General features: G+C 41.8%; 11 protein-coding genes. 9 read left to right on the forward strand and 2 right to left on the reverse strand.

Annotation, left to right across the window (positions count from 1 at the left end):
• The first annotated feature begins 9 nt into the window (after positions 1-9).
• Complete coding sequence (locus tag T546_RS0100775) at positions 10-1,143, forward strand: ABC transporter ATP-binding protein (RefSeq protein WP_026889986.1); 1,134 nt, start codon at positions 10-12, stop codon at positions 1,141-1,143.
• Positions 1,143-2,708, forward strand: a complete 1,566-nt coding sequence (locus T546_RS0100780; protein ID WP_026889987.1) for an ABC transporter permease/substrate-binding protein — start codon at positions 1,143-1,145, stop codon at positions 2,706-2,708. Before T546_RS0100775 ends, T546_RS0100780 begins: the two co-directional genes overlap by 1 nt.
• A gap of 379 nt (positions 2,709-3,087) precedes the next feature.
• Here the strand turns inward: T546_RS0100780 and T546_RS0100790 are convergent, their stop codons facing one another.
• Positions 3,088-4,728 (reverse strand): DUF2207 domain-containing protein, encoded by a 1,641-nt coding sequence (locus tag T546_RS0100790; protein ID WP_026889989.1) that lies wholly within the window; start codon positions 4,726-4,728, stop codon positions 3,088-3,090.
• Between the two features lie 233 nt (positions 4,729-4,961).
• Here T546_RS0100790 and T546_RS0100795 point away from each other — a divergent pair, with 233 nt between their 5' ends.
• The 7 genes from T546_RS0100795 (at position 4,962) to T546_RS0100825 (ending at position 12,281) form a co-directional block, all read left to right on the forward strand.
• Positions 4,962-6,047 carry a PQQ-dependent sugar dehydrogenase gene (locus T546_RS0100795; protein WP_026889990.1) on the forward strand — a complete coding sequence of 362 codons (1,086 nt, stop codon included), beginning with the start codon at positions 4,962-4,964 and terminating at the stop codon, positions 6,045-6,047.
• An 87-nt stretch (positions 6,048-6,134) separates the two neighbouring features.
• Positions 6,135-7,082, forward strand: coding sequence for a metallophosphoesterase (locus tag T546_RS22535; protein ID WP_051629507.1), 948 nt, complete (start codon positions 6,135-6,137; stop codon positions 7,080-7,082).
• Between the two features lie 313 nt (positions 7,083-7,395).
• Positions 7,396-8,202: a nitroreductase family protein gene (locus T546_RS0100805; protein WP_026889991.1), complete on the forward strand. Its 807-nt coding sequence runs from the start codon at positions 7,396-7,398 to the stop codon at positions 8,200-8,202.
• A gap of 71 nt (positions 8,203-8,273) precedes the next feature.
• Positions 8,274-8,858 (forward strand): TetR/AcrR family transcriptional regulator, encoded by a 585-nt coding sequence (locus T546_RS0100810; RefSeq protein ID WP_026889992.1) that lies wholly within the window; start codon positions 8,274-8,276, stop codon positions 8,856-8,858.
• A 402-nt stretch (positions 8,859-9,260) separates the two neighbouring features.
• The gene (locus T546_RS0100815) at positions 9,261-9,902 is read left to right on the forward strand and encodes a hypothetical protein (RefSeq protein WP_026889993.1); all 642 of its coding nucleotides are present in this window, start codon (positions 9,261-9,263) and stop codon (positions 9,900-9,902) included.
• Between the two features lie 11 nt (positions 9,903-9,913).
• Positions 9,914-11,077: a sodium ion-translocating decarboxylase subunit beta gene (locus T546_RS0100820; RefSeq protein ID WP_207641301.1), complete on the forward strand. Its 1,164-nt coding sequence runs from the start codon at positions 9,914-9,916 to the stop codon at positions 11,075-11,077.
• A gap of 112 nt (positions 11,078-11,189) precedes the next feature.
• Positions 11,190-12,281 carry an AI-2E family transporter gene (locus tag T546_RS0100825; RefSeq protein WP_156951270.1) on the forward strand — a complete coding sequence of 364 codons (1,092 nt, stop codon included), beginning with the start codon at positions 11,190-11,192 and terminating at the stop codon, positions 12,279-12,281.
• An 81-nt stretch (positions 12,282-12,362) separates the two neighbouring features.
• On the opposite strand, the gene T546_RS0100830 is transcribed toward T546_RS0100825, so the two are convergent.
• On the reverse strand, positions 12,363-12,986 hold the full coding sequence (locus T546_RS0100830) for a TetR/AcrR family transcriptional regulator (RefSeq protein ID WP_026889996.1): 624 nt from the start codon (positions 12,984-12,986) through the stop codon (positions 12,363-12,365).
• Positions 12,987-13,021 lie beyond the last annotated feature (35 nt).

A 13,021-nucleotide genomic window follows, 5' to 3' on the forward strand; every position in this document is an offset into this window, starting at 1 on the left:
GGCAAAATTATGATACAATTTGAACGAATTTCAAAGCGATATAAGACTAAACAAGTTCTTAATGAAGTTACATTTACGATTAAAAGTGGCAGTCTGGTGGCTGTTATTGGAGAAAGTGGCTGCGGTAAGACAACACTTCTAAAGATGATCAATCGTCTGATTAAGCCCACATCGGGCACGATTTCCATTGATGGTAAAAGCATAAACAGTATGGATGAGGTGGCTTTAAGAAGGAGTATCGGCTACGTCATACAGCAGACCGGACTGTTTCCTCATATGACAGTGAAGGAAAATATCGAGTTGATTCCAAAGCTGGAAAAAAGAGATGCAGCAGACATTGAAAAAAATACGGAACAGCTGATGCAGATGGTGGGCCTTGACTGTAACGAGTTTTTACACCGTTATCCAACAGAGCTTAGTGGCGGTCAGCAGCAGAGAGTGGGGGTTGCCAGAGCGTTTGCCATTGATCCGAATATTATTCTCATGGATGAACCCTTTTCAGCGCTTGACCCCATGACAAGGTCTGACCTTCAAGATGAGCTGGTGCAGCTCCAGGCAAAGCTTAAAAAGACCATTGTTTTTGTGACACATGACATGGATGAGGCCATTAAAATTGCAGATATGATCTGCATTATGAAGGACGGTGATGTTCTTCAATACGACACGCCGGAGAATATTTTAAACAACCCCAAGGATGAATTCGTATCGAACTTCGTAGGGAAGAACAGAATCTGGTCTTCGCCGGAGTATATAAAAGTATCCGATATCATGATTGAGAATCCGGTCATTGCATTCAGAGATCTGTCTGTTTTAAAATGCATTGATAAAATGCGGCATAACAAAGTAGACAGTCTCCTGATCGTGGATCGTGCCACAAGACATCTGGAAGGGATCGTAAAGGCCAAAAGGCTGAGGGGAGTGGAAGACAGGACCCGTCTGGCAGAGGAATATATGTATGAAGATTATCCGTCTCTGTTACCAGATCAATGTATTCTGGATGCATTGAAAATAGTAACGGAAAACCAGGTATCCACAGTTCCCGTGGTGGATGAGGAAAAACGCTTAAAGGGTCTCATCACACGAACCAGTCTGGTCACCACGTTGAGCCAGCAGTATTTTGACTATGAAGGAGGAGAGGCATAATGAGTTTTATACAATATTTAGGAAGTGAATATCCTCAAATCATTTCATTATTAATAGAACATTTAAAGCTGACTGCTATTTCAGTTGGTCTGGCTATCTTGATCGGCGTACCTCTTGGCATCTTCATCTCTTATGCATCGAAAGCCGGGAAACCGGTTTTATCCATTGCCAATATCATTCAGGCGATTCCCAGTATGGCCCTTTTGGGTTTCATGATTCCTCTCTTTGGAATCGGAACGGTTCCGGCTGTGGCAGCAGTGGTTCTTTATTCCCTGCTTCCCATTATTAAAAATACTTATACGGGAATTGAGAGCATCAATCCCCAGACTCTGGAAGCTGCCAAGGGAATTGGTCTGACACCTCTTCAGGTGCTGACAAAGGTGCAGATACCAATGGCACTTCCGGTCATCATGGCAGGGGTGCGTATTGCTTCCGTAACCGCAGTAGGGCTTATGACCATGGCAGCATTTATCGGAGCCGGAGGTCTTGGCTATCTCGTTTTCTCCGGAATAAGGACAGTGAACAACAACCAGATTCTAGCTGGAGCCATACCAGCCTGTCTGCTTGCACTGATGGTTGATTTTCTAATTGGCCTGGTAGAAAAGCTAGTAACGCCTATAAGTCTCCAAAAAGGAGATACAGCGTCTAAGAAGAAAAAGAGAACCGTTCAGAAAGCAGGAATTAGTGTGGCTGCACTGATGCTTGCAGGAATCTTTGTATTTACCTCTCTGGGAGGCAGTATGCAAGGCTCCCGGACTATTTCCATAGGCTCCAAGGATTTTACAGAGCAGGAGATCGTAGGAAATATGCTGGCGGATCTCATCGAGGATCGTACCGATATTTCTGTTAACAGAAGGCTGAACCTTGGAGGGACTCAGGTATGCTTTGGAGCATTGAAAAGTGGCGACATTGACCTCTATGTGGAATATAGTGGAACAGCTTATACCGATACGCTTAAGCATCAGCCCATCAGCGACACGGATAAGGTCTATGAGACGGTAAAGGATGAATTAAAAGAAATTTATAATATCGATGTATTAAAGCAAATGAATTTTAATAACACGTATGTAATTGCAGTAACTCAGGAGACAGCAGAAAAGTACGGCTTTAAGACCATCAGTGATTTTGCAAAGAAGGCGGGCAGTATGACCTCAGGGCTGACCTTTGAATTTACCAACCGGGAGGATGGTCTTTCCGGGCTTCAAAAGACTTATGGTTTCCAGATTGGGCGAAACATTACCTTAGACAACGCTCCCCGCTATTCAGCCCTGCAAAAAGGTGACGTAGATGTGATCGACGCCTTTGCAACAGACGGTCTTTTGAAAAAATTCAATTTAGTATCTCTAAAGGATGATCAAAATTTCTTCCCGCCTTATTATGCAATGCCGATTATCCGTGGAGAGGCACTGGAGAAATACCCGGAAATCCCTGCGATTTTGGAAGAATTAAATCCACTGTTGACAGACGAGGTCATGGGCGAACTGAACTATAAGGTAGATGAATTACAGCAGTCACCGGCAGAGGTTGCCCGCGAATTTTTAAAGGACCATGGACTGATATCATGATAAGCGGAGTCATACTGTTTACCGTTGTTTCCCTTATCTTTTCCATGAAAGGTCTAATGCGTCTTGTTGCTGGTGAACATGAATTGTCTTTAAAGGAACAAACGATTGGTTTTCTGTTTGGTCGTTATATGGGAGGGGTAGCTGGGATAACGTTTTTTCTTTGGTTATTCAGGCCTATTAATCCGACCTTATTTTCCATTGGGGCAGGAGCGGGATATATGATTTTAACTCTGTATCTTCTAATTAAAGCAGCCCGAATCTTAATACAAGAGGAATTTAAGTCCTGATACTCCTTTCTGATTGGTAAATAAAAAAATGCAGGCTATCTGTTTCGTTAAGAAAGATAGCCTGCGTTTTTACGTATCATCGTTTGCCTCATCTAACGGCTTCCACCACCACCGCCTCCAGAGAAACCACCGCCTCCAAAGGAACTGGTACCGCCTCCGGTGCCGTCTATATTTGAACTGGGAGATGCAGTGCTGGAGATATGGTTTGTCATAGTCATAAGGTAAAACATACTGTAGGAATTACAGCCATATCTTCCTGCAAAATGGTCAAAATGGGAAGGATCAAGGGTTTTAAAACGTTTTAAGACCTTATCACCAATACCAAATAAGGCAGCGATTACAAAATAATCCCCCCAAAGCTGTCTGTCCGCCTCTTTGTCTTCTTTTTGCATAATCATTTTCAGAAGATATTTTTGAAGTCCCAGTATCCTTTTCGCCTGTTCAAAGCCGGAAGCAGTAAACAGGACAGCTCCCTTCTCATCGGCAGCCGCTGCACCTGAGCGGATTAATTCCTCTTCCCCTTCCTGCTTCACTGATTCCTCCCAGGCATTAAGCTTGTCATAAAGCTCTTCCCCTCTTTTTTCCATATCAGAAATCAAAAGAATCCCCGTGGCATCGGTACCATAGCTTAAGATATCGTATAGTGACCGCTCCAACTGGGAGTCAGGTGTTTTATCCGGGTAAAATACGATAGCTTCTGCCTCCTGTTTTTCCATATGAATATAACCAGCTTCCTGCCAACGAATGAAATAAGCACTGATAAGCTTATCAAAGGAAATGTTCCTGCGAAGCAGCTGCATCGCAGAATAAATAGCAGGAATACTGCCGCCGAATGGAATGGAGTAATTTACCTCTATTTGTTTCATACCTGGAAGCCGAACGGTTTTACCATCTGCCAGCTTGTATCTTGAAGTAAAGAAGGCAATTAAGAAAACAACTATAATGGCCGTCGCTGCTCCTATGGCAGAGATTATATATAAAGCTGTATTTGAGTTATCTTTATCTGCTGATTTCTGCAGAGCTTCAAAAGACATATTAGCTTTTGGAGCCTGAGGGAATAATTCTTTTTCAAAGCGGGAGAGTACATTTACATAATCGTTATTCCCCAGTGATTTGGAAGAAATAGCAGTAAGGGTGCCGTCAGCTGCGATTTTTACCTCACCTTTAAAGCCATATCCCCAGATGCGGGCATTGTCTGCTGTTAAGCCTGTATCCGCCATTTTGATTGTAACATGGACCGATTGGGGAGGACTGGAAAGGTCGGAGATGAACTGGTGATAAAATCCAGCGTAATCTCCATAATTTTTTACCAATCCATCGATGGTATATTGAATGGTGTATTGATGGTCACCGTAGCTTCCAATTCCCCAGCAGAGCTCATACCCATCAGAAGTTTTTAATATGCCGCTGGTGCCCGTCTTTTCCTCTCTGGATAATTTTGTGTTCCAGTTATCCAGAGTTTTGAACTGCGTTCCAGTCTCATCCCATACCAGAAGAGAATGGACGCTCATACCTTTCATATTGTTAAGTGCCTTGTAATATTCCGTGCCGCTTGAGACGCCTCGCACATCCCAGACTTCCCTTATCACTGCAGAACCATCCCTTTGAAGAGTGGCCTCCACATCAATGGAGGGTATTGCGTCCTCTTTGGCATACACAGGATTTGCGCCCAGAACTAACAGCATTGTGAGCAATATGAAAAAGATATGAAATCTTTGTTTTCTTAACTTCATAAGCATTCTCCTTTCAAGTCATTGTTCTTTTCTATGTTTAGGCATACCCATTATGTAAGGAATGAGCCACTGCTGCCTATGCTTTAGTATACCACATTTTTAACAGACTTAATATTTATCTGCCTTAATATCTCACAGAGGACTGAATTTTTCCATATAATGATAGGAAGAAAATGGTAGGTAATACCATGTTTATAAAGGAAGATGACATGCTTAACGGGAGATTTCATACATTGAGCCAAAAGAGAGCCTGGTACCAGAAGAAGAATTATGTTTCTTTGGAGATAACTGAGAATCAAAATGATGCCTCCCAGGTACAGGCCATTGCAGAAAACTTAAGAATTCCATGGGCCGTGGAGGTCAGTGAAGACGGAAGGATGTTCTTTACAGAACGAACTGGAAATCTGCGTGTCATAGAAAATGGTATATTAAATCCAGTACCATTGTATACATATGGCCCGCCCTTTGTGAATAGGGGAGAAGGCGGGCTTATGGGGCTTGCACTGGATAAAAATTTCCTGACGAACGGATATATTTATCTGATGTATACCTATGAGGATCAGGGGGCAATTTACAGCCGTGTGGTTCGTATAAGATTAGGGGGGAATACCGTATCTGAGGAGAAAATTCTTCTGGACCGGATTCCGACAGGCTTAATTCATAATGGCGGACGGTTAAAAATTGGACCTGACGGATATCTTTATATAACCACCGGAGATGGGGGAGACCGGAATCTTTCCCAGGATAGAAACAGTCTGGCTGGTAAAATTTTAAGAATTGGAACCGATGGAAGCATTCCTTCTGACAATCCATTTCCAGATTCCCCGGTTTATGCCCTGGGACTTCGAAATCCCCAGGGGCTTGCCTGGAATGACCAAGGTATACTGTTTGCTTCCGAGCATGGAGATATGGCCCATGATGAAATCAACATCATAGTACCAGGGGGCAATTATGGCTGGCCTTTGATTACAGGCGTCGGGGAGATGCCAGGGAATGATTTCATTTCGCCTGTCATTGAAAGCGGGGAAGATACCTGGGCTCCGGCAGGAATCACCTTTGTCACCAGTGGTCCCAGAAGAGGTCAGCTCCTAGTGGCAACACTTCGTGGAAATGCACTTGTGGCCATCACCTTTGATGAATCAGGAACCCAGGCAGCTCATGTGGAGCGGTTACTTAACGGTGAGTTTGGGCGGTTGCGGGATGTCTACCAGGCCATGGATGGTTCTATATATGTTACTACCAGTAACACAGACGGCAGAGAAATACCTAATCCGGGGGATGATAAAATACTGGAGCTTCGTTCATTTATTTCATCATAAATTGTTATTTCCTTTTATCTCCTTATCATCCGTATAAAACTCAGGATATTTCTAAATACTATAAAGAAAAAGAGATCCGGAGCAAATATGAGAGCGAATAAGAGAGCAAATAAAAGACTGACCAGGGCATTTGAACATGCCACAAAAATATCATTTGATTCCAATTCAAAATTTATATTCTTTAGTGACTGTCATCGTGGGGATGACAGTGTTTCTGATGAATTTATTAGAAACCAGAATATATTTTTACATGCTTTGAATTATTATTATAAAGAGAATTACGTCTATATAGAGGTAGGGGACGGGGATGAATTATGGGAGTATAAAAATTTCAGTGTAATCCGCCTTGCCCATACCGATGTATTTACAGCCATTAAAAAATTCTTTGATGCCGGACGTTTTATCATGCTGTACGGCAATCACAATATATATTTAAAATCAAAATATTTCGTAAAAACGAATTATTATGAATTTTACGATGAATATAACCAGAAGAGGGTAGATTTGTTTAAGGGGCTGGAGCCCAAAGAAGCTTTGGTCCTCCAATATAAAAATAACAATCAGAAGATATTGGTTCTTCATGGGCACCAGGGCGATATTATGAACGACCAGTTCTGGTTTATTTCCATGCTGCTACTTCGTTATCTGTGGCGGTATCTTCACCTGGTTGGCTTTGATAATCCCACAAGCCCTGCCCGCAATCTATTTAAAAGGCATAAAGTGGAACGAATTTATGATGAATGGATACGGAGACGCAGGGTTATGCTGATTTGCGGTCATACCCACAGACCTAAATTTCCAAAGGCAGAAGATGTCCCATACTTTAATACCGGATGCTGCACCCGCACACGAGGAATCTCAGGCATTGAGATCGTAAACGGCGAGATTTTGATGGTTGACTGGAGAATCGCTGCGGATGAACATGGCGGACTTCAAATCCTTCGTACGGTTGTGAGAGGACCAATCCCAATTGAAGCCTTTGACCGAAGGAAAAAAGGCCGTTCCAAAGCTGGTAAGAAATATGAAGATCATTAATGGTATGGTAATCTGGTTTTGAGGCGGAACCCAGAAGGTTAATTGTAAGTTCCTGCATTGATGTTTATAATAGAGAAGACAATGAAGAGATGCATTGTCTTCTTTTTCTTTTGAACAAATCAAAGCTATAAAAAATACTTGACTAGTCGTTCTAAAAAAGATATACTAAGCATAAATTGTAGAACGGTCATTCTATAATTAGAGAACATCAGTTATGCGGCTGATGATTGGTACATAAAGAATATGCGGAAACGTGAGCACATGTCGGCGATTTAAAAAAAGATAATAAATAAAAGATAAGGAGCAGATCAAAATGGGTTTAATAACGGTAAATGAAGAGAAGTGTATCAAATGCGGGATTTGTGTAGAGGAATGTCCAACGACAGTATTAAAGATGGAATCAACAGGGCCGGTTGAGGTAAAAGGTGGTTCCTGTATTGCCTGCGGTCATTGCGTGGCTGTTTGTCCAAAAGACGCTATGGATAATGAGAAGTCGCCTCTGGCCATGCAAAGCGAGATAGGGGAGAAGGCAAAATTAAATCCAGAAGAAGCTAAGAGTTTTCTCCGCTCTCGTCGTTCCATTCGTTCCTTTAAGAGTAAGCCTGTAGAGAGAGAAAAACTGATTCAGCTTGTTGATGTCGCTCATCTTGCGCCTACAGGCAGTAATGCACAAGGAATCTCTTTTTTAATTATTGATGATAAAAAAATGGTTGAAAAGATCGTAGAAGAATGTATCAGCTGGCTGGAGAATCATCAGATCTGGAGTAACTATTTAGGCGATTTAATCAAAGAATACAGAGAAACTAAGGTTGACAAGATTCTAAGAGATGCGCCCAGCCTTGTTTTATCATTGGCGGATAAAGATTTTACCAGGGGAAGAGAAAATTCGATTTTCTCCTTAACTTATCTGGAGTTATATGCTCCGTCTTTAGGCTTGGGATCATGCTGGGCTGGAATATTAGAAGTATGTGCCCTCAGTGAAGATTCTCCACTTAATAAGCTGTTACATATTCCAGAAGACAAGAAAATAACAGGATGTGTAATGGTAGGATATCCAAAGAATAAATTCAAACGTTTTACAGAAAGACAGCCGTTATCCGTTTCATTTTTCAACGATTAAAGGATAATCTTCTGAAAATACTTGGCCGTTCGTTCTATAAATGTTATGATGGTTAAACAGGAGGTAGGGCAATGGGACGAAACAAGGAATTTGAGGAAGAAGATGTTCTTAAGAAAGCCATGGAATTATTCTGGATGCAGGGATACGAGAAGACATCGATGAGCGATTTAGTCGAGCACATGGGAATTCATCGAAAGAGCTTATATGACACCTTTGGAGACAAACATTCGCTGTATCTAAAATCCATAGACTGCTATCGTTTGAAAACCTCAGAGACATTAAACTGTATAATCTCACAGGCAAAGACCGCAAGTGAAGGAATAAAAAATATATTTAATCTTATGATTGACGGCACGGATGAACGTCAATGTGGATGCTTTATTGTAAATGCGGTTACTGAGATGGCAATGCGGGATAAAGAAGTTGATGAAAAGGCAGAGGAAGCACTTGCGCAATCAGAGAGACTTATGGGAGAACTGATACGAAAAGGGCAAAAAGATGGTGAATTTTCATGCAGCCTCAGCGCAGATTCCCTGGCTGAAATTCTTCATAGTACTTTACTTGGCGTCCGGGTCTATGCCAGAACATCGGGCAGTAGAGAAAAGTTACACGGCTTAGCTGATAATTTTCTATTGCTATTAAAAGGCAATCATTAATATGTATTAATATAAGTGCAAAGAGGCCCTGACAGGATACCATGTCCTGTTATGGCCTTTTGTCAGAAAAAACAAAGAACAGAGCCAACGGTATCAGTATGGCTCTGCTTTACATTGTACGAATGTGGCTAAACATTCATTAACACTATACCACATTAAAGTGAATACATCAATCAATAAATTGTATTTTTATACATAATTAGAAAACTTATCAATTTGCGCATAATAATTACCAAAAAAAGGATGTAATGCATAATAATATTGTTTATATACACAGTATTCCCTTAGAACCCTGATTTTACGGCACTTAATGGCTGGAGGGCTTGCTCTTATCATCCATTCTATGTTACTATTAAAGTGGGTGCATTTTTTTAAATACAAGGCATGAATAAAGGAGAAAAAATGGAAGACAAAGCTTATAGTGTTTCGTTAACTAAAAATCCCCTCATATCCATGAAGGTAATACCAGGGCATTTTACGACCAGTCACTTTCATATCAGTCATTATCTTGATGTCAGCGAATTAAAGACCAATGCTGTCATAGCGAAAGATGTGGCAAGGGAGCTGTCCATACCGTATCTGGCTAATGTATCAGTGGATACCATTGTCTGTATGGAGGGAACCGAGGTAATCGGCGCTTATATGGCAGAAGAGCTTATGCAGGAGGGAGTAGGTGTCATTAACAGCGGGAAAGAGATCCGGGTATTAAAGCCGCTCATCAGTGCAGGCGGTAAGCTGTTATTTCAATGCAACGTACAGCAGTATATCAGAGACAAGGAAATTATTTTGCTGGTGGCCTCCATTTCCAGTGGTACGACAATTGGACGCGCTCTGGATTGTATCACGTATTATGGAGGGGTAATCGCAGGGATCTCTGCTTTATTTAATGCATACCCGGCAGGTGATGAACAGGAAATTCATTCCATGTTTACAAGGGAAGATATTCCTGGATATCAGGTATACAGTATGGGTGAATGCACGATGTGCAAGGAAGGCCAGAAGTTAGAGGCCATTATCAACAGTGAAGGCTATACAAATATCTAATAAAGTAGGAGATGATTATATCGATGTTCTTAAATAAATTTCTTTCTAGTCTTAGTTTCATGCATCTCACCGTACCTCAGCTTGTTATGGTAGTACTTGCGTTATTTCTGGCATACTTAGCAATAGAAAAGAAATATGAACCCTTATTGCTTCTTCCCCTGGCATTTGGTATGGCCATAGCAAATCTCCCATTATCCGGTCTGTCAGCACACGATAAGGGCGGGCTGCTTTATTATTTATATCAGGGAATTTCTCTTGGAATCTATCCGCCACTGATCTTTTTGTGTATCGGAGCCATGACGGATTTTACACCCCTCATATCATCCCCTAAGAGTGCGCTCATAGGACTTGGAGGACAGCTTGGTATCTTTGCAGCTTTGGGAGGAGCGTTGCTTGTGGGTAAGGGACTTGCAAGTGTAGTACCGGGATTTGATGGATTCAGCTTGCAGGAAGCAGCAGCCATCGGCATTATCGGCAGTTCTGATGGACCGACCTCCATCTATACGGCTGAGCTTCTGGCACCCCAGCTTCTGCCTGTCATTACCATAGCGGCATATTCTTATATGGCCCTGGTGCCTCTGATTCAGCCGCCCATTATGCGTATGCTTACCACTGAAAAAGAGCGGGTCATCGTGATGCCGGAGTCAAAAAGAGTGACACGCCGTCAAAAACTGATATTTTCCTTTGGTATTACATTTGCCACGTTATTAATCGTGCCAGCAGCAGGAACCTTAATTGCCATGCTGATGCTTGGGAATATCATCAGGGAAAGCGGTGTGACAGAACGATATGTGCGGACCTTGCAAAATGACCTGCTGAATATATTGACGCTGCTTATTGGTATTTCCGTAGGCTCTACCGCTACTGCAGATAGAATTATAAATCCCCAGACGATTCTTATCATCTGTCTTGGATTATTTGCCTTCGCCTTTGGTACTGTAGGCGGAGTTCTGATTGCAAAGCTGCTATGTAAAATCACAGGCGGTAAGGTTAACCCGCTCATCGGTAATTCAGGCGTATCTGCCATGCCTATGGCAGCCCGTGTTTCCCAGAAGCTTGGTCAGGAATACAATCCCCATAATCATCTGCTCATGCATGCCATGGGGCCGATTGTTTCCAGTACCATAGGTTCTGCCCTGATTGCAGGTATTTTTATTACCTTTTTCGGGTCGTAATTAATTAGTCAGGAGGTTCGTTATTTTAGATTTTTTAAGCAAAACAACAACAAAACGATTTTTATCCAGATTGCTGCTGGCCATATTAGTTATTATATCCTATAAAATAATCATGAACGTATCAGGCGTTATGAGCTGGCTGAAAGCTGCGATGAATATATTGATGCCTTTTTTCTATGGATTCATCATTGCGTATCTGCTGAATATTCCCTGTTCTGCTTTGGAACGAAATTTCAAGCGATCAAAATCAGCGTTCTGGAAGAAAAAAGCAAGGTCAGTCAGCATCTTAATTGTGTATGTTTTATTAATTGTTATAATTAGCATAACAATGAACATCATTATTCCGTCCCTTCAAAGAAATATCACGGATTTTATTGTTAATTTTAACACGTATTACAACAATGCAATCGCAGCGATCAAGCAATTGCCCATTGAAAATACAGAGGTCCTGGATACGATCTTAGAAACGGTGACCAGTAAAATCAGTCTGAAAATCCTGTTAGAAAGCATAGGTCTTACCAATATTTTGTCCTCCTTAAATGTTGTGTTTGGTCTCACTTCCGTTATTTTCAGCGGAGTGATCGCCATCATCACATCCATATATTTATTGGTGGAAACACATAATTTCAAGAATTATATGTCCCGTGTTTCCAGACTTTTTATTCCTGGGAAAACAAGAGAAGTGATTGGCAAGTACGGCAATATTATAAGTGAAAGCTTTAAGAAATTCATTGCCTGCCAGCTTTTAGATTCCTGTATTCTTGGCATAATAACCACCATTGAATTTTCTATTTTGGGATCGAGGCATGCAGTGGCCTTAGGCATGATGCTGGCGATTCTAAATATAATTCCTTACTTTGGTTCTATATTCGGTTCCATCATAGCGGTCATCGTAGTCGCCAGCACCAATGGCATTGGCACCGGCCTGATCACGGCAGTGGTCCTACTGATCACGCAGCAGATTGATGGAAATGTGATTCAGCCTAAATTAATGGGAAATTCCTTTTCTCTTAGTCCGGCTTTGATCGTCATCGGCATTTCTATTGGCGGGTCTGTAGCAGGAGTGTGGGGGATGATTTTGGCCATTCCCATTGTGAATATATTAAAACAGATTACGGATGATATGATTGCAGCCAGAGAGGCAGCTGTTTTAGAAGCTGAAAGATATGCAGATACAGATACGCTGCAACATGAAGATATATAGAATTTGGATGCCGCAAGTGTAGAAGCTTGTGGCTTTTTTTTGTCATGATATTGGCCTTTAAAGAACGTGCCGGGTGCTGTTTTACTCCGGCTTTCGGCAGGATAAATATATGGCTCCGACCCGCATGGTATTAAGCAGGTTTACGATTTCCTCCGTAGATAAAAACTCATCCTCCCCCTGTTCCAGCCATGTCTGCGCAGCTGTCAGATGAAGCTCCAGTAATATCTTGGTAAAATGAGTGCGCAGTCCATCCTGGGGCAGTCCGTCCCGGTCCATGAGGTGATTGATATGGATGGATAAGAATTGCTTCAATTTGCTTCGGAAATAGGAATCTCCATTCTTTCGGTCCAATAAAGCGATCATTTCTCCTTTATAGTCCTTGCAAAAATCAAACCAGGTCAGAAACATGGCCGGAGGGGTCACATCAAAGGACAGGAGATCTTCAAAGAAGGGAGAAGTTTTATTTTCCTTAGAAATCTTCGAATATCTTTTTGCCAGTTCCGTAAGAAGAGAAGTTTCTATTTGTTCCATTAAATCATAAATATCATTATAATACAGGTAAAAGGTGCCTCTTGTAACGCCTGCCGTTTTGCAGATTTCCTTAACCGTTATTTTGTCCCACATGTTAGAAGGAATCATGGCAAGATAGGTATCCGCAATCGCCTTCTTCGTTAGCAGCCCTTTCCCAGATTTTTTATCATTCATTATCCCAGCGCCTCCCCCTTTCCCCTTGCTGACTC

The organism is [Clostridium] aerotolerans DSM 5434 (assembly GCF_000687555.1).
In the GTDB taxonomy this organism is placed as follows: Bacteria; Bacillota; Clostridia; order Lachnospirales; family Lachnospiraceae; genus Lacrimispora; species Lacrimispora aerotolerans.

Bases quoted from the DNA above. Each gene is read 5' to 3' on its own strand.
- T546_RS0100825 (WP_156951270.1), top strand. From the start codon at position 11,190: ATGAACGTATCAGGCGTTATGAGCTGGCTGAAAGCTGCGATGAATATA.
- T546_RS0100805 (WP_026889991.1), top strand. From the start codon at position 7,396: ATGGGTTTAATAACGGTAAATGAAGAGAAGTGTATCAAATGCGGGATT.
- T546_RS0100790 (WP_026889989.1), bottom strand. From the start codon at position 4,728: ATGAAGTTAAGAAAACAAAGATTTCATATCTTTTTCATATTGCTCACA.
- T546_RS0100830 (WP_026889996.1), bottom strand. From the start codon at position 12,986: ATGAATGATAAAAAATCTGGGAAAGGGCTGCTAACGAAGAAGGCGATT.
- T546_RS22535 (WP_051629507.1), top strand. From the start codon at position 6,135: ATGAGAGCGAATAAGAGAGCAAATAAAAGACTGACCAGGGCATTTGAA.
- T546_RS0100775 (WP_026889986.1), top strand. From the start codon at position 10: ATGATACAATTTGAACGAATTTCAAAGCGATATAAGACTAAACAAGTT.
- T546_RS0100780 (WP_026889987.1), top strand. From the start codon at position 1,143: ATGAGTTTTATACAATATTTAGGAAGTGAATATCCTCAAATCATTTCA.
- T546_RS0100815 (WP_026889993.1), top strand. From the start codon at position 9,261: ATGGAAGACAAAGCTTATAGTGTTTCGTTAACTAAAAATCCCCTCATA.
- T546_RS0100810 (WP_026889992.1), top strand. From the start codon at position 8,274: ATGGGACGAAACAAGGAATTTGAGGAAGAAGATGTTCTTAAGAAAGCC.
- T546_RS0100820 (WP_207641301.1), top strand. From the start codon at position 9,914: ATGATTATATCGATGTTCTTAAATAAATTTCTTTCTAGTCTTAGTTTC.